This is a genomic window from Lapidilactobacillus gannanensis, assembly GCF_003946675.1.
Classification (GTDB): Bacteria; Bacillota; Bacilli; order Lactobacillales; family Lactobacillaceae; genus Lapidilactobacillus; species Lapidilactobacillus gannanensis.
Genome location: NZ_RHOT01000016.1, coordinates 1 through 19,291 on the forward strand (window position 1 = coordinate 1; position 19,291 = coordinate 19,291).

Below are 19,291 nucleotides of genomic sequence, written 5' to 3' on the forward strand. Positions count from 1 at the left end.
GAAAATACAAAATACCCATCAAACGCGTGATGCATGTGTTTGATGGGTATTTTGCATATCTTTGTGAATAAATCAGGTTACGAACTGTTCTTGCTCAAGCAAAGTATTTTTTTAGATAAGAGATGAAGAAATGACAACAATTTATCAAGATCAATTATTTGAAGGTGAACGGTCCCTGTTTGGCGTTCATGATGCTCAGATTAGTCGGACAACTTTTGGTTCAGGTGAATCACCATTAAAAGAAAGTCGTCAAATTGATTTGAAACAATCGATTTTTAAGTGGAAATACCCACTTTGGTATAGTCAACATGTCCGGGTTGATCAAACAATCTTTGAGACAATGGCGCGCTCGGGTATTTAGTATACGCACGATTTGACGATGACAAATAGTACAATTCAGGCGCCCAAACAATTTCGTCGTAGTTCTGCGCTTGATTTAAATCATGTTTATTTTGCTGATGCTGAGAAAACGATGTGGCATTGTCAGCAAATCAAGTTAACTGATGTTCAAGTTCACGGTGATTACTTTGGCATGGATAGTCAGAATATTGTCGCTGACCATTTAACGGTCGTTGGCAATTATGTATTTGATGGTGCCAAAAATGTTGAAGTGCATCATTCAACTTTTCTGGCAAAGGACGCTTTCTGGAATTGTGAGAATGTGACTATTTATGATTCCACAATCAATGGTGAATACTTAGGTTGGAATACCAAGAATCTTACTTTGATCAACTGTACAATTGAAAGTAATCAAGGTTTATGTTATATCGACCATTTAGTAATGAAGCATTGTCGCCTGCTGCAAACTGACTTAGCTTTCGAGTATTGTTCAGCAATTGATGCTGAGATTTGTTCGGAAATTACTAGTGTTAAGAATCCGATTAGTGGGGTCATTCGCGCTGAAAAAATTGGCAATTTAATCCTTGACCCGGAAAAAATTGATCCGAAGCAAACTAAAATTATTTTAACAGCTGGTCAAACTACGGAGGTAAGAGCGTCATGATCAAAACCGAATATGATTTCACAACCATGCCACACCGGCGGCAAACTGACTCAATCAAGTGGCATGTTCAACCAAATGAATTGCCGATGTGGATTGCTGATATGGACTTTCAGACCGCACCAGAAATTAAGGCGGCGCTGGCAGCCAAAGTCCAAACGGGAATCTTTGGTTATGAGGAACCGCATGATGACTATGATCAAGCAGTGATTGATTGGTATCAGCAAGAACATCAAGCAACGGCCCAACCAGAATGGTTGATTTTTGCGACGGGGGTAGTGCCGGCTTTATCGGCGAGTGTCCGGCGGCTTAGTCATGTTGGTGATAATGTCTTGGTTCAAGCACCAGTTTATAATATTTTTTACAATTCTATTATTAATAATGGTCGCCATATCTTGTCTAGTGATTTGAGGTATTGTGAGGGCCATTATCAGATTGATTTTACAGATTTAGCAGCAAAATTAGCTGACCCTTTAACGACTTTGATGATTTTATGTAATCCCCACAATCCGATTGGAAAAGTTTGGACGGAAGCTGAACTATTGAAAATTCGAGCCTTATGTGCGCAGTATCAGGTAATTTTGATCAGTGATGAGATTCATGGAGATTTAGTGCTAACTGGGGCTGACTATCGGCCGATGTTTGCTTTACCTGATGCTGAGGCTTACCAAACTGTTTCTTTAGTGTCGCCAAGTAAAACTTTCAATGTGGCCGCCTTACATGCTGCAACGGCGGTTGTTCCTAATACAGCTTTACGTGCCCAAGTTAGGCGCGGCTTAAATACTGATGAAGTAGCTGAGCCTAATTTATTAGCAATTCCGGGTACCATTGCCGCTTATACGCAAGGCCGTGCTTGGCTAGCAGCTTTGGAAGACCAATTACGACAAAATTATCAACAAGTCGCTAGCTTTATTGCCACTAATTTGCCGGAAATCAAATTAGTAGCAAGCCAGGCTACCTATTTGGTTTGGTTGGACTGTTCGGCATTGAAGTTACCAGCTAATGAACTGGCCAGTCAGCTACGCGCAGAAACCGGGCTGATTCTGTCAGCAGGGAGTATTTATGGTGGCAATGGCGATCATTTCTTACGCATGAATATTGCCTGTCCCGCTAGTATGGTTCATGATGGTTTACAAAGATTACAGTAAGGAATTATGGCATTAAATAACTGAATTAATTTAACTAAAAAAACTAACAACGGCTGACTGACAAATCAGTATCAACCTGCGACAATCTGTAAAAGTAGCTAGTCAGCCAGCTGTTGAATGATAATAATGAGTTAATTCATCTTGAACAAGACTTATTTTATTAGAAAACATTAAAAAATCAACTCGAAAATTACTTTCGAGTTGATTTTAGTTTGTCGAACTGTTTACACTAGAACTATCATTTGAATGTTGCGCTGGCTTTGTCGTTGGTGCAATCGTGGCATTCGATTTTTTCGGATATTGGTGATAATATGCCTTATAGTGAGCTTGGACCTGCTCAAGGTGTTGAGGATTTTCACGGACATGGGCCATCATCTTGGCAAAGTCAAAATCTTGTGCTGTGGTTGGTTTTTTTCGTTTAAATGAAAACAAGTTGCTCACCTCTTGTTCATTATTATAGTGAGCAGTTACAAAAAATGCTAGAATTAAGGTGCTAAAATGTCAAAACGTAAAACTAAATTAAATAAAACTTTGGTGGAAAAAATACTTGATCAAGCAAAGATTCCTTACGAATCATTAGTTTTTAAATTAGGTGAACAACAGGGAACTGATGCGGAGTATCATCGGGTTTACAAGACACTGGTTCTTCACGGTGACAAGACGGGACCTTTAGTTGGTGTTATTCCAATTGATCAGCATTTAGACGAGCGTAAATTAGCTCAAGCTTCTGGTAATAAGCGAGTGCGGATGCTGCCACTCAAAGAACTTGAAAAAACTACCGGCTACGTCCATGGGGCGAATACGCCAGTAGGTATTCACGAACGTCATGATTTTCCGATTTATTTCGACCAACAGGCAACACAGGAAGCTGATATTGCTGTTTCGGCTGGGAAATTAGGGCGCTCTATCAAAGTTGAGCCAACAGCATTAATTAAATTTGTTGACGGTCAGGTTGCTGACTTAGTAGTTGACCCATAAAGAAAGGGTGTTAACCATGTTAAAAAATTCAGATCAACGTTTTGCTACGATTGCTGTGGCCTCAAAACTACCTGACGCTTTGATTGACCGTTTTTGGTCGATCATTGACCAAAATTTACAAGGTGTCTTTCCATTGGAGAATGTGTTGACTTTTGATTTAGATCCTAATGATGCGGGAATGGTTGAAATCACATTTAGCATGGAAAAGTTAGCAACCAAAATTAGCTTTGATACGCCGATTCCATATGATGACAGTTACCCTACCACGGTGCTGGCCTATGATGACGGCCGCAGCCAAACAATTCTGTTGCCTTCTGACGTGGAATAAAGTCAATGATTGCTAATGGCTAAGTGACCATCGCTGGCAACTAAAAAGCTAAGTGCGATAATTTTGAAAACTAAATTGAGTCTTCTAACTGCCTGTGTGGCTATCGCGCTAATCATGCGCGAAGGTCATACAGGCTATTTTGGCGGGCATTGCCATGTTTATTGACAATTCTTTTAGCAAAAAGAGTCAAGTTTTATTAATTGCTGGCGTAGTATGTTATGTAAGAGCAATAAAGGGGTGATCAAGTGGATAATGAAGAGTTGCTCGCACAATTACGCGCCCATGATGAGGCGGGGCTTGATGCATTAATTGACCAGTATGGTGATTTAATTCGACAAGTAATTTGGCGTTATCTTCGTGGTGGTTACGAGCGCGGTTACACACAGGATATTGAAAATCGTTGCTATTATAAAATCTGGGCAAAAATTGACACTTATGATTCAAACAAGGGGAATTTTGAGGCGTGGATAGGTACCATCGCTAAAAATCAGGCCCTAGATTATAAGAAAGGTTTAAAGGGAACCTTTCAAGATTTGGATTTAGCTGCCGATTACCTAGCCGCTGACGAGCCAGAACCGGAAATTGATTGGCAGCCGTATTTGCAACAATTGACTGGCCAACAGCTGACTGTCTTTAAATTTTTTTTCGTAGAGGGGCTGTATCCAATGGAAATCGCTCAGCAATTAAAAATGAAACCAACGGCGGTTTATAAAAATTTGTCCCTCGCCCGACAGAAAATCCAGAAAGGTGGTCAACAAGCATGGCAATCCTAACGAATCCTTTTATCAACATGATTAATTCATATAATGGTCTACCAGAAAAACCGGCGCCAGCCTATCTTTCTGATGAATTAAAACAATTGTTTCGCAAACGAGAAGTTGCGCTCTACATTTCGATGCGCCAAGTATTGGATCAAGTGACGCAACTATTGGCCGATGACGAGAAAATCATAAATATGTTGCCAATGACCGACGAAGCGAATAGTGGTTACGCGACCGATGGCATTATGGGCATGTATGCCCCCGATAGTGAAGCAACAAAGCAATATCGTGACGCCCAATCAAGTTTGCGCGGTAACCGCCTGATGATCTTTACCAATCGCCGGATTATTTTCTTTATCGTGATTGAGTTTATGGATGATCCTAAACAGTATTTTTCATATTCATATGAAAGTATCAAAAGTATTAAACTTAAGAGCAAATATTTTCGTTCGGCTGATTTAGAACATATTGGCAAGACGCACACTTATGGGTCTTATACTTTGGACTTTGAAACCACTGACCGTCACATTTTTACTGAGTTTTTGACCAAAGAAAACGGGGAATTATTCAAGCAAAACTTGTTGACGATTCCAGGGATGCAACACATTGAAGTAGGTAATAAGGCTAGCCGAGTTAATCGCTTAGATTATATTTTTAGTAATTTCTCGTTCTCATTCAAAGTCTTCCTGTGGGTTGGTTTTGGGATTACGGCTTGGTGTTTTATTGCTGCAGTTGCCACCTGGATCATGACTCTGCTACACTGACTAAACTAAATCTATGGTCAATCCGTTAAACAGAATTGGTTCTGACTCCATTCCGGGCTGCTTGTCGTGGAACGCTGCGGCCATCGATTGCAGCCTTTTTTCAAAAGTCTTCAATTCGAGGCTTATTGTAAGTGCTAAAGCACTAAACGTGTTCAGAGCAGCAAACGGCTATGATCAACTGAAATAATCACTCGATCTGGTTGCACCAGCTCAAGCAATCATTTGCAGTTACTCTACGCCGAAAAATCGCTGTTCCTCACACTCTAACAATAATTTCGCGGCTGACGACAAGATCCCTCCATTTCGTCTGGAGTTGAGTTAGATCTCATTATTGTATGTAATGATTGTGACAGAGTAGTGGGGCAAATCACAGCCATTAAGATTGAAGTTAAAATTGAATAGTTCAATAAAAATAGTCTGTTTGACAGTTCCCGGTTCTTCTGGAGAATTTTCAAATAGACTTTTTAATTTCTCATAATTGGGCTTTCCAAATAGTAATACTGATCTTAACTCGGCAGGGACTTAAATTAAATCACATCTAATATTTTATTCAGGCTTTAATTTAAAATAACTATTTTTCATTTTCGGTCAGAAAATCTTTTTAAAAGTCGTATGATAGGTTGTAAGGACTTGAGCATAAAAACTTGGGAGGTGGCTGAAGTGACTGATGACGAATTAGTGGCGGCCTTGGCGCAGCATCAAGAAGCGGCCCTGACCGCGTTGATCGATCAATATGGTGACTTCATCCGGCAAGTGGTTTGGCACTATTTGCAGGGCGAATATATGCGGGGCTACACGTTGGATATTGAGAATCGTTCCTATTATCAGATTTGGCAGAAAATTGCTTTGTATAATCCTAGCAAAGGCGCTTTTAAAAGCTGGTTGGGTACTGTCGTTAAAAATCAGACGCTAGACTACATAAGGGCTTGGCTGGCATTAAACAGGATGTGGCGATGCCGACGACGATGACTAGTGCCACTGAGGAGATGCCAACGGAAACCGACTGGGCGACTTTATTTAAGCCACTGAACGATCAAGAACGAACAATTTTTCAGTTGTATTTTGTTGAGGGTCAATTTCCGGCTGAAATTGCCAAACAATTACACATTAAGCCAGCCACGGTTTATAAGAATCTGTCCCGAGGCCGGTTGAAAATTCAAAAGGAGGCGCTGGAACATGGCAATCTTTACCAATCCCTTTATTGAAGTTGTCAATTCTTTCAATGGTTTACCAAACAAGCCAACGAATAGTCACTTATCGACGGAAATGCAGAAGCGTAAGCAACAACGAACTGTGGCCATGTATCTGACTATGCGCCATATTCTTGATGAAGTCCAAAAACTGCTGCAACCTGACGAGAAAATTATTAATTTGTTGCCAATGACCAACGAAGAAAATAGTCAAATGGCCACCGGCGGCATTATGGGCATGTATGCACCCCAAAGTGAAGAAACAAAACAGTATATTCACGACCAAACCAGTTTGCGGGGCAATCGGTTAATGGTTTTCACCAATCAGCGAATCATTTTCTTTATCGTAATTGAATTTCTTGATAATCCTAAACAATTTTTCTCGTATAATTATGACCAATTACAAGCAGTTAAATTGGCTGAACGGAAGATAAGTGTACCTGGCAATGAACATTTCTGGCAGCGGGACTATTTTACCTATTATTCTCTGGATTTTGAGACTGATGATAAACATGTCTTTACCGAGTTTTTAACGAATGAAAATGGGCAGTTATTCAAACGGAATTTATTGACGATTCCCGCGATGGCCCACGTTCAAATAAGTGACCACGTAGTTCGACCCAATAAATTTGATTATGTTTTTAGTAACGTATCTTTACAGTCAAAGATTTTATACGTTGGCTTGCCGCTCCTTCTCGCCATTACATTGATTTTGACATTAATAAGTGCTTTGTTTGAATAATGCCTTTTAAGGCTAAACGTGATATGATTCGTTTGGAGATGGCATTAATGGCAAATTTACAAGCAGTTTTAGCAACTGATTTACCAGCAGTTCAGCAAATGTATCGCCTTGCTTTTGCCGACCTGTATCAACGGTATCATGATGACCAAACGGATCCATATTATGAGACGTTGGCGACGTTGACCTGGAAATGGCAACAACCTGATCGTCATTATTATTTTTATGTGGTCGATCAGCAGCGAGTGGGAATGATTTGTGTTCATGATGATTCTCAGCAGGCTACAACAAAACGAATTTCACCGTTGTTGATTCTGCCAAGCTTTCAAGGCAACGGTTATGCCTTAACAATGTTGCAGGCCGTTCAGGTGCAATATTCTGGAGCGACTTGTTGGCAGGTAGATACGATTGCGCAAGAGTCAAAATTAATGCAGTTTTATCGGCGCGCCGGCTTTCAAGCAACGAGCCAACATGCCGAGTTACAACCGGGGATGACGATTGTTTATTTCGAGAAAAATAGGAGTGAGGCTGGATGACTAACTTAATCACCGTGACCATGGTTATACTACTTTTATTTGCGGTTAGTGCCATGATTATTGCCGGTATTTTGGCGAAAAATAAAAAACGACAACTGGCGCGCGCCTGCTTATTATTAGCAACTACGTTTACCGGTATTGGTACATTGTTAGGGAGCATACGACCAGAACAACCGGTGATTTTCATTGCGAGCTTAGTCTTAATTCTGGCCAGCCTGATTCAATTAATCCTGCAATTACGGTTAGCGCTTAAAGAAATCGGCGTTGTTGAATCAGCCTTAGTCAAGTCGGCTAAACAACTTAACCAAGAATAAAGAAATCCCCCAGCGTCAAGTTAAGCTTGATGATGGGGGATAATTTTGTGTAAAAAACTTAAAATTCAAGCGGATCTTGCGAATCAGACCAATCATTTAGCTGGTCATCACTATTGAGCAACTTTTCTTTGTAGTGTTGATACTCAGCAACGGTAATGGCGCGGTCGTCCAGTAATTGTTTAAATTTGTAAAGCCGTTTAATTCGTTCTGTATCAGTTAGACCGTTTGGTTCTGTAGGTGTTCCTAAAACATGATCTTGATTAATCAAAGCCACATCGGCATTAAGAATCAGCGCTTTATAATGATCATATTCTACTGTGGAAATCAAAGTCTGATCCAGCATTTTTTTGAAAGTTTTCAGTTTAGCAATTCGCCGATCATCGGCAGTTCGTTCCGCTACGGCAGCAGCCTGTTCATCGGCTGTTTGCTTCTTCTGCTGGGCTTGATAGATTACCACCGCCACGACGATTAGCGCTACTGCCAAAATAATATACCAATATTTGATCAGCATCCCTAATACTAATAGCATCATAAAAATTCCTACGCAACCGCCGCATCCTTTACCCTTGTCCATTAGCAAAACCTCATTTTCTTCACGATATTAATAACTATATTATAAACTGAAAGTAATCAGCGGGCGAGTATCTTTTTACTAACATAGTGACGGTGATGCGCACCGGCTGACAGTCTCTTGTCACACTCGGTAAATTAAAAAGCCAGATAGTGATACTTATCTAGCTTAATTAGTGCTATGATAACGATACATTAGCGGAGGTGTCGTTATGTTATTACAAACAACTTATCAATCGCCATTAGGCCCAATCATCCTCTTAGCCCGCGATGAGCAATTGGTTGGTCTCTGGTTTGCCGGTCAGAAATATCAGGGGAGTCAATATGATCTCAGCCAAATTAGCACTGCGGAAAATCAAATTTTACGACAAAGTCAGATTTGGTTGGACGCTTACTTTGCCGGTCAAAAGCCAGCAATTGATCAATTGAACTTGGCTCCTGAAGTGACGCCATTTCGCCAACGAGTTCTAGCAGTACTAACGCAAATTCCCCAGGGGCAGGTGCTAACTTACGGTGAAATCGCGAAAAAAATGAACACCGGCAATCAACAGCCAACGTCACCACGAGCAGTTGGTGGGGCAGTGGGGCACAATCCTATCTCGATTATTATTCCCTGTCATCGAGTCGTCGGTAGTGATGGTAGCTTAACTGGTTATGCTGGCGGTTTGGACCGTAAAATTGCCTTACTGGCTCACGAAGGTTTTGATCAGGAAGTGTTAAATCATGGCCGCATCAACTAATAAGTTTATTGCGCCGACGGACCAACAATGGCAAGCAATTGTTGCCAATGACCATCAGGCCGATGATCAGTTTTGGTATGGGGTGACGAGTACCCAGATTTTTTGTCGGCCATCCTGTGCCTCGCGTTTACCTAAGCGGGAACATATTTGTATTTTTGCTAATCCTGATATGGCGTTGGCGGCAGGGTTCCGACCATGCAAACGGTGTCGACCAACTGCTGAATTAGTTTCTAATCAAACCTGGGTTTTAGAAATCGAGCAGGTTCTGCAGCAGCAATACGCCGAAAAGTTGGATTTGAATGAATTAGCTAAGCAAGTTCATGGTTCTGAATCATATTTACGCCACGTCTATCAACAATTGACTGGTCAAACGCCACAACAAAGATTAACCCAAATTCGAATTGAACAAGCGCAATTATTATTGACGACCACCACGGCAAGCATTGCCATGATCGGTCGCCAAGTCGGCTGGGCTAATCCAGCTTACTTTATTAAGATCTTCCGCCAACAAGTTGGGATGACGCCACGTCAATATCGGCAACAATTTCATAAATCCAGTCGAATTTAGCATAGTCTTGCCAGCAATTCAAGCTAGTAGATTGGTATCGATGATTAAACAGAATTGGTTCTGACGCCATTACGGGCTTGCTGGTTGTGGAACGCTGCCGACACTGATTGGAGCCTTTCTGACGAAAGTCTCCAATACAGGTCTTCTCGTAAGTGCTAAAGCACCAACGAGAATTTGGCGGCTGACAACCACGCCCTCCATTCCGTCCGCGAATTAGGGAGCGGCTTAATTCAAGGTTGAAGTACACTGTATTAGGCTTTAGCCATCACAAAATAATTGCCTTCAGGATCGTGAAAATTAAAAGTAGCGGTGCCATTATTATCAGTGATTTCGCCGGCAGTACTAATTATTTTGTGCATTTGTTCAAAACGATTGCTGTAGAACATGAGCGAAGGCGTCGTTGTTGGTACTTCTGGGGAATATTTTTGGGCAAATTCTTTCGGGAACAGTACCAATTCAAATTCGTCAGAAATTTTGATGACTTGACCATGATAGCCTGCTGGTAAGGCCATCGTTTCGACAATCGTCGTTTGTAGCTCTTCGGTCCAAAAAGTGGCCATTTGATCCACATCATGCACGTACAACATCACTCTTGATTTACTAATCAATTTTAAAACCTCTTTCATTCGTTATTTATCAAAAGCATAGCGCCAGCTCGTAAATTTTGCAATTTCTAACCGCTACTTAAGTTTTTGTTTGGTATGATTGAGGGTGTCATTAGAAAGAAGTTTAAATAATGCAATTAACGGATATTTTTCAGAATCGTCAAGTCGTTCTTGAAAGTTTACCAGCTTTTGGCTTTCAAAAACGTGACCAAGCTTACCTTTATCGCACCATGATTATGGCTGGTCAATTCGAGTTCACGGTGATTATTTCTCAAAAAGGTCAGGTGAGCACGACTGTAATTGACCAAGAAACGAAACTGCCTTATGTCTTGCATACGGCGGCCCAGCCTGGTGCCTATGCTCAGAAGGTCTTGAATGCTTGTCAGGAAGTTTTAGCAACAATTAATCAGCAATGTTTTGTGGCGGATGTTTTCCATAGTAAACAAGCCCAAGCAGTGTTGACTTTGCTAAAAGAGCAACATCAGGATCAGCCTGAATTTCTCTGGAAGAAGTTTCCCAATAATGCCATTTTCCGCCGCCAAGATACCCACAAATGGTATGCGGCAATTTTAGTGATTTCGGCCGATAAACTCGGTCGTGATAGTCAAGAAATAATTGAGATTCTCGATTTTCGGGTGGCTACCAATAAGTTAGCAACAGTCATTGAGCAACCTAATTATTATCCTGGCTATCATATGAACAAACAGCATTGGGCAACGATTTGTTTGGATGGCAGTGTTCCTTTAGCAGAGATAAAACAGCGTCTGGCTGACAGTTATTTATTAGCAAAATAATTTTAAGTAATAGGAGTTATTTATGACCACACTTTTAAAAGATTTGTATTCACCTGACTATTTGAACGAGCTGGCCCAAGCAATTACGGCAGTTTATCCGACTTTCGAGCAGCAACAATTTTTAGATGATTGCTTGATAGCAACTTGGCCTGATTTGAAATTAATGGAACGAAGTGATCAAATCACTACTGGCTTGCACCAGCAGCTGCCAGCAGATTTCACTCAGGCGGCGACGATTTTATGACAAATTGGCCCGCAATTTCGGGGATTCGCGGCAATTTGCTTGCCTAATTATGTGGCCACTTATGGTCTAGATGATTGGGAAACATCAATGGCCACTTTAGCATTGCTGACCCAGTATTCCAGTGCTGAATTTGCAATTCGGCCCTTTTTAGTTAAGTATCCAGAAGCAACCATTGCCCAGATGTTGACTTGGTCGCGAAGTGAACAGGTTGATTTGCGGCGTTTAGCCAGTTAGGGAATGCGACCACGACTCCCTTGGGGCATTCGCTTGCAACAATTTGTGGCCGATCCACAGCCGGTCATGCCGATCCTCGCGCAATTATTTAATGACCATGAAGTTTATGTCCAGAAAAGTGTCGCTAACAACTTAAATGATATTAGTAAAGATCATTCGCAATTAGTGATTGACTTTTGTCAGCAACATTGGCACGAAAGCAAAACTGGTGATTGGGTGATCCAAAGAGGATTACGGACGCTGTTTAAGCAGGGTCAAACAGCAGTGTTACAACTATTAGGTTACCAGCCAGCTGCAGCCACCCAATTGACCACGGCTAAATTAACGGTGTTACAAGCAGCGGCCCAATTAGAAACGGTCAGTGAATTAAGTTACCGATTGCAAGCAACGGACATTAAAAAAGCATTGCCGCTTTATTTAGGGTATCGCGTGCATTATGTCCGACAAAATGGTCAAACTTCCGCCAAGGATTTCTTTATTAAACGGATTAATTTGAAACCAGGCCAGCCTTTTGAAGGTCAATTTAAGATCAAATGGCAACAATTAACCACAAGAAAACTGTATGCTGGGAAGCATTTAGTGGCGTTGTTAGTGAACACAGAACCAGTGGCTGACCAAATAATTGATTTGGAGTTGTAACCAACATTAAAATACCCAAAATGTGCAACGGAAGATAACAATAACCTATTAAGTTGGTTGATATTGCTCATTAAGTTACGATATAATGTTGTTAGAATCTGATAACTTATATTGGTAAGTGAGAGGGATTTGAAATGGACTTATCATTAACTAATGAACAGGCGAACAACTTAATTAAATTACTTGAAAAAACAATTACTTCTGTCACAAGAACATTGGTTGATGGAGATCATGGCCAGATTAAGATTGGAGAAATCTCAGAGACAACGTCCCACCAATTTATCTTGTATTATTTTTATGCTTTGGATAATATTCATTTAAATTTTACAGATTTTGAAACCAAACTGACATTGGTGCGAATTAACTTAGACAGTAAATTTCATAAAAATGCTAATCGTGAATACGTTAGGGGAAATCGTGTTGAAATTTATGATGTGGCAGAATTTCAACTAAAAGACGATGGCCATACCTATTATCGTGCGTATAAATTGCCTTATGATGGGATTGCTGATACTGAAGATTTCATTGTAGCATTGCAGGAATTATTTAAGTATACTAATCTTATCAATCATGATTCTATTTCATTGAGAATTGATACTAGTTTGAAATTTATGGATTAAGTTATTAGATGGGAGTTGAGAAAGAATGCCTGAATTAGGTTCGGAATTTGATGTGGCTACTGAATGGCTCAATTTAATTAAGAATGAATCAAATTTTATACCAGTTTCTGGAGACAGTATTCGCTTTAACTCACCATTCACTGATCCTTTTGATGACCAAATTTCACTCCTGATTCAAGAACAGTCAGCTGGCAAATACTTGATAACGGATCAAGGCTATACAACTTGGAATCTCGAAGTGCGCAATGTACCCGTTTTGCAAGAGAAGTCAACACGGCGGAAAATTTTGGCGTCTATTTTAGCTCGTGATAACATTCAGCTTGGCAATAGTGGCCAGATCTTTAAAGAAGTTGGTCGGCAAGAAATCGCACAAACAATTAATGATGTACTTGATGCGGTGATGAAAATTTCTGATTTAGCGTTTAGTAGTCGGCAAAATACGCGTAGCGATTTTCGTGATGATGTTTTTAATTTTTTAAGAGCCAATGCGGCTAATTATAGCTTCGATACAGGTTTTAATGTTACTGGAAAAACAAAATTAATTTATGATTTGGACTTTGTTTTTCACCGTTCGTTAAGAGAATCCCAATGGACAAAGTTATACACGCAGTTATCTCGGCAAATTGTTGAAATGTCATTAGGTATTTGGGCGGATACAGAAAGTTATCGGACTACGGAATATCTGGGGAATAGAATATCTTTCAATATTTTAGTGCCAACCGTTAGCGAGAAACAGTTAGAATTAGTGGATAATTTGAAACAACACGATATTCAAGTTGTTGCTTCCGACGATCGCAGTAAATTTGAACAACAGTTTTTGATTGCAGGTTGAAATCCAGCGCCACTCAATGGGAAACTACTCAACATTTAAAACAATGTTTAATTTGCTGAGAAGCTGAATTTTCACGTTAAGCAACCCTTGTCTAACAGTCCAGATGTGCTATACTATTTAAGTACCATTTGGAGAGTTGGCAGAGTGGTAATGCACCGGACTCGAAATCCGGCGAACCGGCTAATACCGGCGCGCAGGTTCAAATCCTGTACTCTCCTTAATTTAATGATGCTGGTTAAAGACCGCAAATGCTAATTTAATAGCGTTTGCGGCTTTTGTTTGCGTTACTTTTTTGGCTACTTTTTTAAATAATGTGGCCCAACAATGTAAGCAAAGATGCCCAATGCTAGCTTGACTGCCTGGTAGTGTCTCGGTTAACCTGAACTCAGGTAAGTGTTTTGATTTCACAAAAAAGTGGGCTAAACGATGAAAATTAAATTAATGCTTCTTTTTACAAATCTAACTTTTTTTTGGTGTGAACTAGTGATTGTTGCTGAACCTTAAAATGATTTTTACCAGCACGGTACTAGTTAAATTTGGGTTACTATTGTCATTAATTGTCTTATCGCTAGGAATGATTGGTGAAGTTTCCGTATAAGAAACACCTAAATAAGGGTTAATCAGCTGTCAATGTTAGTTTCAGCTTAGCTTAAATCAATAACGGGTATCAGTTATTATTTGAAGAAAGTCACGTTTCAATTCAGATCTCATTATTTTGAGATCTGTTTTTTTATTTAACCCCTTTAATTTTTCATTGAAAATGCTAGACTTATTTCTAGTTTAGTTTTTTATCAATAGCTAGGAGGCAGGGCGAAATGATGTTGGCACCATTATTCGAATGCGATGTACCTGAGTCTAATTTAATTTAAGTAGCGGCAAAAATTAAATTAGTGGAGGTACGATTATGGATAAGCGTAAAGTTTTAGGGGCAGTGTTGTTAAGTGTGGCCGCCAGTGTTTGGGGTGGCATGTTTGTAGTGGTGAAATCGATTGTGACGGAAATTCCGCCAGTGGAGTTAGTGTGGCTGCGTTATTTAAGCGGTGTGATTGTCTTATTGATTATCTGTTTGGCCAGCCGCATCAAATGGCATTGGGATCGGCACAATTTATTTTTGATTTTTCTAATTGGGTTAATTGGCAGTACAATTTCAATCGTGACCCAGGAAACCGGTACTTGGTTATCATCAGCACAATTGGGGTCGGTTATTACGGCGGCCACGCCAACCTTTATGGTGTTGTTTAGCTGGTGGCTTTTGAAAAAACGGCCCTCTCATGGCGACCTGATTGGCTTAGTTCTTTCAGGAATTGGCGTGTTAGTGATTGTCGGGGTGCAATTCAAGGGCAAACATATTTTGACCGGTACTTTATTATTGGTCATTGCTGCACTGACTTGGGCTTTGATGTCAGTGATTATTCAAATGGTCGACCAAAAGTACGATGTGCTACAAATTACTTTTTTAGCCGCCGTGGTGGCCGTTATCTGTTTAACACCTTGGGTGCTGATCAAGGATCAGAGCGTGATTATGGCAATTCATTTCACCCAACCACATGTGTTCTTGAGCATTTTGTATCTTGGGGCAATTTCGACTTCCTTGGGTTTTGCCTTTTGGAATAAGGGGCTACAATTAATGGATAGCAATACTGCCGGACTGTTTTTCTTGTTTCAACCAATCGTTGGTACTTTATTAGGTTGGTTATTCTTGGGCGAAGCAATTAGCTGGGGCTTTGTCGTGGGGACGGCCCTAATCTTTCTGAGTATTTGGGTGTCCATCAAGTGGCCCCAGACTGTAGCAGTTGGTCATGAACGACTAGAATAAAGCTTTTCAAAAATGTGAACTGAAATTGATTTTACTCGCTCCCTAGTTCAGGGACGGTAGCGTTCTATACCAGCAAACCCGAAAATGGCGTCAAAACCTGTTCCGTTTTAAAATCTCATTAATTGGGTTATTGACCAGATCGTTGGTACATTGTTATTTAGGACTAATAAAACAGGCGTGTCGTTATTCATTTACGAATAGCAACGCGCCTGTTTTAATTAATTTTCGCTGAATAGCGAGTTAATTCATTGGGCCGAAAATAAATTTGTTGACTAGCCCCAACTCTAACCAGATAGCGGTCTGCTTTGGTGTCATAGTAGATAACGACTGCCGTTATCTGTTGCCAAGTTTTTTGTGGTAATTGAACGACATCACCAATTTTAAACTGTGTCAATATTGGGGCTCCTTTTTGAATTAGTATTTTTGATTATAGTGGCGCAGAAAGAGCCATTTAAGAATAACAATTAAATAAGGTAAACTTAACGCCCAGAAAAATAGCACTGTGAAGAGAATCGGTTGCAATTGTAGCCGAGTCTGGTGGAAAACAGCGCCAAAATCAGTGCCCCACAGTAAAGCTAAAACTAAAATTACCGCCGATAATAACATGATGATGAATAAGGTCTGGCGCTCTGCTTGGCTGACAATTAATTGCCAGCGTTCGTCATTATGGTAAGCTTGGCGCCAGCGTGTTTCATAGCGAAAAGTTAACCACCAGATCAAGACGAAAATGATGCCTAAACTAGATAATAAAATGGGACTAATCATGATTTGAGACTCCTTCCTCAAAAATAAAAACTTGTTCGATTGAGCAGTTAAAGACCCGGGCAATTCGAAAGGCTAGTGCCAATGAGGGGGTGTATTTATACTTCTCAATTGAGATAACAGCTTGGCGCGAAATACCAACTTGGGCGGCCAAATCTGCTTGTGTCCAGCTGTGGCTAGCGCGAAGAACTTTAAGTCGGTTTTTGATCATCTAAAGTCACTCCTAACGAATGTAATGACTTGATTACTTTTTATAGTGTAATTAAGTCGTTACATTTTGTCAATAGGTCCGGACATTAGCTGCTGGTTAGTACTGACTGCTGATTGATCGGCAGTTACTGTGAGTGATATTTTTTCTATTTGCAGGTTAAGGTGTCAGTGGCACGGTACTGTGTTCTGTGTCATAATAAAACTATCTTTAATTTTAATGGCATAACTAAAAATAAACTGAAGGTAACAATAGGAGGTAACAATTAATGGATATGTTAACGTTTATGGAAAATCGAATTGATCAAATGGATTTCGCTGGCGACTTGAATATTAATTGGGATGGCGATATTCGTTCGTTTGAATTGGAAATTACGATGGTCGGCCAAACCAATGATTTAGAAATTGAAAATCAAGAAGGTGGCACTGCAGACCAAGAAGTTACTTATGATGATGCTTTGCTGATTTATGATCAGCAAAAGGTTGCCGGTGACAAATATGCCGATAATTATTTAAAAACAATTCCTTTTAATGGCCGCCAAGGTATTGAACAAGCAACTTTGACGGGTTTATTTAATTATTTGGAGACTTTATTAGATGACAGTATGAATGATTTCTTGGATTTTCTTGATCCTGAAATGAGTGTGGCTACTTTTCAGATTAATTGGTCACAGGCAGATTATCAACAAGCTGTTCAAGAAGCAAAGTTAGCTGGTGCAGCAGGTTTCTTTAGTTATCCGAAATATTAATTTAGGGAGTTTAGCAAATGGATTGGTGGCAAGTACGGGTCGATTGCCCAAATGACCAAGTTGAAATTATTGCGAATGTATTTGAGGATTTAGCAACTGGTGGGGTGCAAATTGCCGATCAGGAGACGACCGACTTTAAATTAAGCCCCGGGTGGCAAGTTGTCGTGGCTTATTTACCGGCTAGTCGGGATTTAACTGAGTTTTTAGAAAATTTGCGCCAGCGTCTGGCCCGATTAGTTGCGGCTCATTTAATTGCGGCTAATTTACCAGTGGCGACAAAAGGAATCAACGAGCAAGATTGGCAAACAAGTTGGCAAGATTTTTATCGCCCGATTCATTTGAGTCGCTATTTGACGATTGTGCCACAATGGCAGCAGTATCAAGCAGCTTCAACGGCCGAGCAAGTGGTTTATTTGAATCCTGGTAAGTCTTTTGGCACTGGTGCTCATACGACGACGCAATTGGCTGCAGCAGCGCTTGAGTTAACGTTGCGACCTGGGATGACTGTTTTTGATGTGGGAACTGGTTCAGGTATTCTAAGTTTGCTCGCATGGAAATTAGGTGCTGGTCCGATTATTGCGACTGAAATTGATCAACCATCATTAACTTATACCCGTGATAATCTTGCTTTTAATCAGGCAACCGCAGCTATTGCGCTTTATCAGGGCAGTCTGTTGACACCAGTTCAGGGACAAGCTGATTTGATCGTTGCCAATATGTTGCCTGAGGCGTTACTACCCTTGATTCCCCAGTTGGCTGATCATTTATTACCACAAGGTCAAGTGATTTATACGGGCATTATTGCTGAGCAAGCTGAGAAAATGACGCAGGCACTTATTGCAGCTGGTTTTGCAGTTACGTTGACACTTAGTCAAAATCATTGGTATTGTTTCCGCGCCCAACGGCAAAGTGAGGTGGCTGACTAATGCAGTTAGTTTTTACAGCGCAAAATTTACAAGCCAATCAGTTGGTTCAATTAACCAGTGCTCATTATCAGCACGTTATTCAGGTATTGCGTCAACCAGTTGGTGCGCAGCTAGAAGTTGTTGGTGCTGACCAGCAAGCCTATCGTGGTGAAATCAAAACAATTGATCAGGAACAGAAATCATTCTCTGTCCAATTAGCAGCTGAAGCACTTGCTGATACTGAGTTGCCAGTTAATGCTGAAATAATTTGTGGTTTGCCTAAGCGGGAAAAAACAGAATGGATCGTGCAGAAAGCAACTGAATTAGGGGCCAGTCAAATCGTCTTTTTTGCTGGTCAGCGCTCGATTATGCGCTGGCGTCCTGAGCAAGTAGCGAAGAAGTTAGCTCGTTTGCAACAAATTGCGGCCAGTGCTGCCGAGCAATCTCATCGTCGTCAGATTCCCGTGGTGGCGTATTGGCCCAATTTATTGAAGGCTTTACCAACCGGGCCTCATAATTTAGTGGCCTATGAAGAAGTAGTTAAAGGCCAGCATGATACTGAATTGGGTCGGCAATTACGACAGTTGCAGCTGGAGCTAAGTCAGCGGCCAACTGTTAAACCAACTGTCCGTGTGATATTTGGTCCTGAGGGTGGCTTGGCACCAGCTGAGGTTGCGTCCTTGCAAGCGCTGGCAGTCAATTGTATTGGCTTAGGGCCACGAATCCTGAGAACAGAGACAGCGCCGCTTTATTTTCTCAGTAGTTTAAGTTATGCTATTGAGGTTGAATCATTTGCAAAGTAACCGCTGGCAGGACTTGTCTTAAGGTAGTTTATAATCGTAAGAATAGGTGTGAATCATGACAAAATTGGGTAAATTTTTTCCAAAAGTAATTATTATTATTTTAGTAACAACGCTGGTTGCTTGTTTTGGGCTACCACTGTTATCAACCTTGATCGGTGTTTCCAAAGCCATGCGTATTTTATGGCTCTTTCTGATTATTGATCCACTTTTAACGATGGCCATTGCGGCAATTATCAAGCGCCAGGCCTTACCAATTTGGTGGATTTTTTTATTTCCAGTCGTTTTTACAGCCAGTATTTGGTGGCGCTTCGCAAAATATAACTACTGGTTGGCTGGCGTTTTGCTGATGCTGAGTTTAATTATCTATTTAATTGTGCCAGCAAAACAAGCTCAGGTTGCACCTAAGGAACATTCATTTGAAGCATAATAATTGCTATTAGAATCT

At 40.6% G+C, this 19,291-nt stretch carries 29 protein-coding genes, 1 tRNA gene and 1 pseudogene; 25 read left to right on the forward strand and 6 right to left on the reverse strand.

From position 1 onward, the window contains the following. The first annotated feature begins 130 nt into the window (after nucleotides 1-130). Nucleotides 131-1,003 (forward strand): annotated as a pseudogene (locus tag EKM81_RS05665) (DUF3737 family protein). Further along, nucleotides 1,000-2,148 (forward strand): MalY/PatB family protein, encoded by a 1,149-nt coding sequence (locus EKM81_RS05670; RefSeq protein WP_125649631.1) that lies wholly within the window; start codon nucleotides 1,000-1,002, stop codon nucleotides 2,146-2,148. Before EKM81_RS05665 ends, EKM81_RS05670 begins: the two are co-directional and overlap by 4 nt. A gap of 207 nt (nucleotides 2,149-2,355) precedes the next feature. On the opposite strand, the gene EKM81_RS05675 is transcribed toward EKM81_RS05670, so the two are convergent. After that, nucleotides 2,356-2,580 carry a hypothetical protein gene (locus EKM81_RS05675; RefSeq protein WP_125649635.1) on the reverse strand — a complete coding sequence of 75 codons (225 nt, stop codon included), beginning with the start codon at nucleotides 2,578-2,580 and terminating at the stop codon, nucleotides 2,356-2,358. A gap of 66 nt (nucleotides 2,581-2,646) precedes the next feature. Here EKM81_RS05675 and EKM81_RS05680 point away from each other — a divergent pair, with 66 nt between their 5' ends. From EKM81_RS05680 to EKM81_RS05720, 9 genes are all read left to right on the forward strand, one after another. After that, on the forward strand, nucleotides 2,647-3,126 hold the full coding sequence (locus tag EKM81_RS05680) for an aminoacyl-tRNA deacylase (protein ID WP_125649638.1): 480 nt from the start codon (nucleotides 2,647-2,649) through the stop codon (nucleotides 3,124-3,126). 16 nt (nucleotides 3,127-3,142) lie between these two features. After that, nucleotides 3,143-3,454, forward strand: a complete 312-nt coding sequence (locus EKM81_RS05685) for a DUF960 domain-containing protein (RefSeq protein WP_125649641.1) — start codon at nucleotides 3,143-3,145, stop codon at nucleotides 3,452-3,454. Nucleotides 3,455-3,699: 245 nt separating this feature from the next. Next, complete coding sequence (locus EKM81_RS05690; RefSeq protein WP_125649644.1) at nucleotides 3,700-4,227, forward strand: RNA polymerase sigma factor; 528 nt, start codon at nucleotides 3,700-3,702, stop codon at nucleotides 4,225-4,227. Next, nucleotides 4,215-4,979, forward strand: coding sequence for a PH domain-containing protein (locus EKM81_RS05695; protein WP_125649647.1), 765 nt, complete (start codon nucleotides 4,215-4,217; stop codon nucleotides 4,977-4,979). Before EKM81_RS05690 ends, EKM81_RS05695 begins: the two co-directional genes overlap by 13 nt. 660 nt (nucleotides 4,980-5,639) lie before the next feature. Continuing rightward, nucleotides 5,640-5,948 carry a sigma factor gene (locus EKM81_RS05700; protein WP_164509221.1) on the forward strand — a complete coding sequence of 103 codons (309 nt, stop codon included), beginning with the start codon at nucleotides 5,640-5,642 and terminating at the stop codon, nucleotides 5,946-5,948. Then, nucleotides 5,933-6,184 (forward strand): sigma-70 family RNA polymerase sigma factor, encoded by a 252-nt coding sequence (locus EKM81_RS05705; protein ID WP_125649653.1) that lies wholly within the window; start codon nucleotides 5,933-5,935, stop codon nucleotides 6,182-6,184. The genes EKM81_RS05700 and EKM81_RS05705 overlap by 16 nt, the downstream gene beginning before the upstream one ends. Next, nucleotides 6,156-6,911, forward strand: a complete 756-nt coding sequence (locus EKM81_RS05710; RefSeq protein WP_125649656.1) for a hypothetical protein — start codon at nucleotides 6,156-6,158, stop codon at nucleotides 6,909-6,911. The genes EKM81_RS05705 and EKM81_RS05710 overlap by 29 nt, the downstream gene beginning before the upstream one ends. A gap of 47 nt (nucleotides 6,912-6,958) precedes the next feature. Beyond that, the gene (locus tag EKM81_RS05715) at nucleotides 6,959-7,444 is read left to right on the forward strand and encodes a GNAT family N-acetyltransferase (protein ID WP_225420190.1); all 486 of its coding nucleotides are present in this window, start codon (nucleotides 6,959-6,961) and stop codon (nucleotides 7,442-7,444) included. Continuing rightward, the gene (locus tag EKM81_RS05720) at nucleotides 7,441-7,758 is read left to right on the forward strand and encodes a hypothetical protein (RefSeq protein ID WP_125649659.1); all 318 of its coding nucleotides are present in this window, start codon (nucleotides 7,441-7,443) and stop codon (nucleotides 7,756-7,758) included. Before EKM81_RS05715 ends, EKM81_RS05720 begins: the two co-directional genes overlap by 4 nt. A 58-nt stretch (nucleotides 7,759-7,816) precedes the next feature. Here the strand turns inward: EKM81_RS05720 and EKM81_RS05725 are convergent, their stop codons facing one another. Next, on the reverse strand, nucleotides 7,817-8,332 hold the full coding sequence (locus EKM81_RS05725) for a hypothetical protein (protein ID WP_125649662.1): 516 nt from the start codon (nucleotides 8,330-8,332) through the stop codon (nucleotides 7,817-7,819). 208 nt (nucleotides 8,333-8,540) lie between these two features. On the opposite strand from EKM81_RS05725, the gene EKM81_RS05730 reads away from it, so the two are divergent. Then, nucleotides 8,541-9,068, forward strand: coding sequence for a methylated-DNA--[protein]-cysteine S-methyltransferase (locus tag EKM81_RS05730; RefSeq protein ID WP_125649665.1), 528 nt, complete (start codon nucleotides 8,541-8,543; stop codon nucleotides 9,066-9,068). Then, a complete protein-coding gene (locus EKM81_RS05735) occupies nucleotides 9,052-9,636 on the forward strand; it encodes a bifunctional transcriptional activator/DNA repair enzyme AdaA (RefSeq protein ID WP_125649668.1) in 585 nt (194 codons plus the stop codon). The genes EKM81_RS05730 and EKM81_RS05735 overlap by 17 nt, the downstream gene beginning before the upstream one ends. Before the next feature lie 251 nt (nucleotides 9,637-9,887). Here the strand turns inward: EKM81_RS05735 and EKM81_RS05740 are convergent, their stop codons facing one another. Next, nucleotides 9,888-10,262: a VOC family protein gene (locus tag EKM81_RS05740; protein ID WP_191987268.1), complete on the reverse strand. Its 375-nt coding sequence runs from the start codon at nucleotides 10,260-10,262 to the stop codon at nucleotides 9,888-9,890. Between the two features lie 110 nt (nucleotides 10,263-10,372). Here EKM81_RS05740 and EKM81_RS05745 point away from each other — a divergent pair, with 110 nt between their 5' ends. The 8 genes from EKM81_RS05745 (at nucleotide 10,373) to EKM81_RS05770 (ending at nucleotide 15,420) form a co-directional block, all read left to right on the forward strand. Beyond that, nucleotides 10,373-11,035, forward strand: coding sequence for an MmcQ/YjbR family DNA-binding protein (locus tag EKM81_RS05745; protein WP_125649673.1), 663 nt, complete (start codon nucleotides 10,373-10,375; stop codon nucleotides 11,033-11,035). 22 nt (nucleotides 11,036-11,057) lie between these two features. Next, nucleotides 11,058-11,279, forward strand: coding sequence for a hypothetical protein (locus tag EKM81_RS11340; RefSeq protein WP_225420191.1), 222 nt, complete (start codon nucleotides 11,058-11,060; stop codon nucleotides 11,277-11,279). Nucleotides 11,280-11,318: 39 nt separating this feature from the next. After that, nucleotides 11,319-11,513, forward strand: a complete 195-nt coding sequence (locus tag EKM81_RS11345) for a hypothetical protein (protein WP_225420192.1) — start codon at nucleotides 11,319-11,321, stop codon at nucleotides 11,511-11,513. Nucleotides 11,514-11,516: 3 nt separating this feature from the next. Next, nucleotides 11,517-12,152: a DNA alkylation repair protein gene (locus EKM81_RS11350; RefSeq protein ID WP_225420193.1), complete on the forward strand. Its 636-nt coding sequence runs from the start codon at nucleotides 11,517-11,519 to the stop codon at nucleotides 12,150-12,152. A 134-nt stretch (nucleotides 12,153-12,286) separates the two neighbouring features. Beyond that, a complete protein-coding gene (locus tag EKM81_RS11355; RefSeq protein ID WP_225420194.1) occupies nucleotides 12,287-12,772 on the forward strand; it encodes a DUF6978 family protein in 486 nt (161 codons plus the stop codon). 25 nt (nucleotides 12,773-12,797) lie between these two features. Then, complete coding sequence (locus EKM81_RS05760) at nucleotides 12,798-13,604, forward strand: DUF1828 domain-containing protein (RefSeq protein ID WP_125649676.1); 807 nt, start codon at nucleotides 12,798-12,800, stop codon at nucleotides 13,602-13,604. A 130-nt stretch (nucleotides 13,605-13,734) separates the two neighbouring features. After that, nucleotides 13,735-13,822: transfer RNA gene (locus tag EKM81_RS05765), tRNA-Ser, on the forward strand. 686 nt (nucleotides 13,823-14,508) lie between these two features. Beyond that, the gene (locus tag EKM81_RS05770) at nucleotides 14,509-15,420 is read left to right on the forward strand and encodes a DMT family transporter (protein WP_125649679.1); all 912 of its coding nucleotides are present in this window, start codon (nucleotides 14,509-14,511) and stop codon (nucleotides 15,418-15,420) included. Nucleotides 15,421-15,634: 214 nt separating this feature from the next. Here the strand turns inward: EKM81_RS05770 and EKM81_RS05775 are convergent, their stop codons facing one another. The 3 genes from EKM81_RS05775 to EKM81_RS05785 are packed head-to-tail and all read right to left on the reverse strand — an operon-like array spanning nucleotide 15,635 to nucleotide 16,390. Further along, the gene (locus EKM81_RS05775; RefSeq protein WP_125649682.1) at nucleotides 15,635-15,814 is read right to left on the reverse strand and encodes a hypothetical protein; all 180 of its coding nucleotides are present in this window, start codon (nucleotides 15,812-15,814) and stop codon (nucleotides 15,635-15,637) included. 20 nt (nucleotides 15,815-15,834) lie between these two features. After that, on the reverse strand, nucleotides 15,835-16,185 hold the full coding sequence (locus EKM81_RS05780) for a hypothetical protein (RefSeq protein ID WP_125649685.1): 351 nt from the start codon (nucleotides 16,183-16,185) through the stop codon (nucleotides 15,835-15,837). Next, on the reverse strand, nucleotides 16,178-16,390 hold the full coding sequence (locus tag EKM81_RS05785) for a helix-turn-helix transcriptional regulator (RefSeq protein WP_225420196.1): 213 nt from the start codon (nucleotides 16,388-16,390) through the stop codon (nucleotides 16,178-16,180). Before EKM81_RS05785 ends, EKM81_RS05780 begins: the two co-directional genes overlap by 8 nt. Before the next feature lie 268 nt (nucleotides 16,391-16,658). Here EKM81_RS05785 and EKM81_RS05790 point away from each other — a divergent pair, with 268 nt between their 5' ends. The 4 genes from EKM81_RS05790 to EKM81_RS05805 are packed head-to-tail and all read left to right on the forward strand — an operon-like array spanning nucleotide 16,659 to nucleotide 19,273. After that, entirely contained in the window at nucleotides 16,659-17,138 is a 480-nt protein-coding gene (locus EKM81_RS05790) for a DUF3013 family protein (RefSeq protein ID WP_125649691.1), read from the forward strand. A 17-nt stretch (nucleotides 17,139-17,155) separates the two neighbouring features. After that, nucleotides 17,156-18,064, forward strand: a complete 909-nt coding sequence (locus EKM81_RS05795; RefSeq protein ID WP_125649694.1) for a 50S ribosomal protein L11 methyltransferase — start codon at nucleotides 17,156-17,158, stop codon at nucleotides 18,062-18,064. After that, nucleotides 18,064-18,846, forward strand: a complete 783-nt coding sequence (locus tag EKM81_RS05800) for an RsmE family RNA methyltransferase (RefSeq protein WP_125649697.1) — start codon at nucleotides 18,064-18,066, stop codon at nucleotides 18,844-18,846. Before EKM81_RS05795 ends, EKM81_RS05800 begins: the two co-directional genes overlap by 1 nt. Before the next feature lie 55 nt (nucleotides 18,847-18,901). Then, nucleotides 18,902-19,273, forward strand: a complete 372-nt coding sequence (locus tag EKM81_RS05805; RefSeq protein ID WP_125649700.1) for a hypothetical protein — start codon at nucleotides 18,902-18,904, stop codon at nucleotides 19,271-19,273. Nucleotides 19,274-19,291 lie beyond the last annotated feature (18 nt).

Coding starts and splice junctions, on each gene's coding strand:
- EKM81_RS05670 (WP_125649631.1), top strand. CDS start 1,000: ATGATCAAAACCGAATATGATTTCACAACCATGCCACACCGGCGGCAA.
- EKM81_RS05680 (WP_125649638.1), top strand. CDS start 2,647: ATGTCAAAACGTAAAACTAAATTAAATAAAACTTTGGTGGAAAAAATA.
- EKM81_RS05685 (WP_125649641.1), top strand. CDS start 3,143: ATGTTAAAAAATTCAGATCAACGTTTTGCTACGATTGCTGTGGCCTCA.
- EKM81_RS05695 (WP_125649647.1), top strand. CDS start 4,215: ATGGCAATCCTAACGAATCCTTTTATCAACATGATTAATTCATATAAT.
- EKM81_RS05705 (WP_125649653.1), top strand. CDS start 5,933: ATGCCGACGACGATGACTAGTGCCACTGAGGAGATGCCAACGGAAACC.
- EKM81_RS05710 (WP_125649656.1), top strand. CDS start 6,156: ATGGCAATCTTTACCAATCCCTTTATTGAAGTTGTCAATTCTTTCAAT.
- EKM81_RS05715 (WP_225420190.1), top strand. CDS start 6,959: ATGGCAAATTTACAAGCAGTTTTAGCAACTGATTTACCAGCAGTTCAG.
- EKM81_RS05720 (WP_125649659.1), top strand. CDS start 7,441: ATGACTAACTTAATCACCGTGACCATGGTTATACTACTTTTATTTGCG.
- EKM81_RS05725 (WP_125649662.1), bottom strand. CDS start 8,332: ATGGACAAGGGTAAAGGATGCGGCGGTTGCGTAGGAATTTTTATGATG.
- EKM81_RS05730 (WP_125649665.1), top strand. CDS start 8,541: ATGTTATTACAAACAACTTATCAATCGCCATTAGGCCCAATCATCCTC.
- EKM81_RS05735 (WP_125649668.1), top strand. CDS start 9,052: ATGGCCGCATCAACTAATAAGTTTATTGCGCCGACGGACCAACAATGG.
- EKM81_RS05740 (WP_191987268.1), bottom strand. CDS start 10,262: ATGAAAGAGGTTTTAAAATTGATTAGTAAATCAAGAGTGATGTTGTAC.
- EKM81_RS05745 (WP_125649673.1), top strand. CDS start 10,373: ATGCAATTAACGGATATTTTTCAGAATCGTCAAGTCGTTCTTGAAAGT.
- EKM81_RS11340 (WP_225420191.1), top strand. CDS start 11,058: ATGACCACACTTTTAAAAGATTTGTATTCACCTGACTATTTGAACGAG.
- EKM81_RS11350 (WP_225420193.1), top strand. CDS start 11,517: ATGCGACCACGACTCCCTTGGGGCATTCGCTTGCAACAATTTGTGGCC.
- EKM81_RS11355 (WP_225420194.1), top strand. CDS start 12,287: ATGGACTTATCATTAACTAATGAACAGGCGAACAACTTAATTAAATTA.
- EKM81_RS05760 (WP_125649676.1), top strand. CDS start 12,798: ATGCCTGAATTAGGTTCGGAATTTGATGTGGCTACTGAATGGCTCAAT.
- EKM81_RS05770 (WP_125649679.1), top strand. CDS start 14,509: ATGGATAAGCGTAAAGTTTTAGGGGCAGTGTTGTTAAGTGTGGCCGCC.
- EKM81_RS05780 (WP_125649685.1), bottom strand. CDS start 16,185: ATGATTAGTCCCATTTTATTATCTAGTTTAGGCATCATTTTCGTCTTG.
- EKM81_RS05790 (WP_125649691.1), top strand. CDS start 16,659: ATGGATATGTTAACGTTTATGGAAAATCGAATTGATCAAATGGATTTC.
- EKM81_RS05795 (WP_125649694.1), top strand. CDS start 17,156: ATGGATTGGTGGCAAGTACGGGTCGATTGCCCAAATGACCAAGTTGAA.
- EKM81_RS05800 (WP_125649697.1), top strand. CDS start 18,064: ATGCAGTTAGTTTTTACAGCGCAAAATTTACAAGCCAATCAGTTGGTT.
- EKM81_RS05805 (WP_125649700.1), top strand. CDS start 18,902: ATGACAAAATTGGGTAAATTTTTTCCAAAAGTAATTATTATTATTTTA.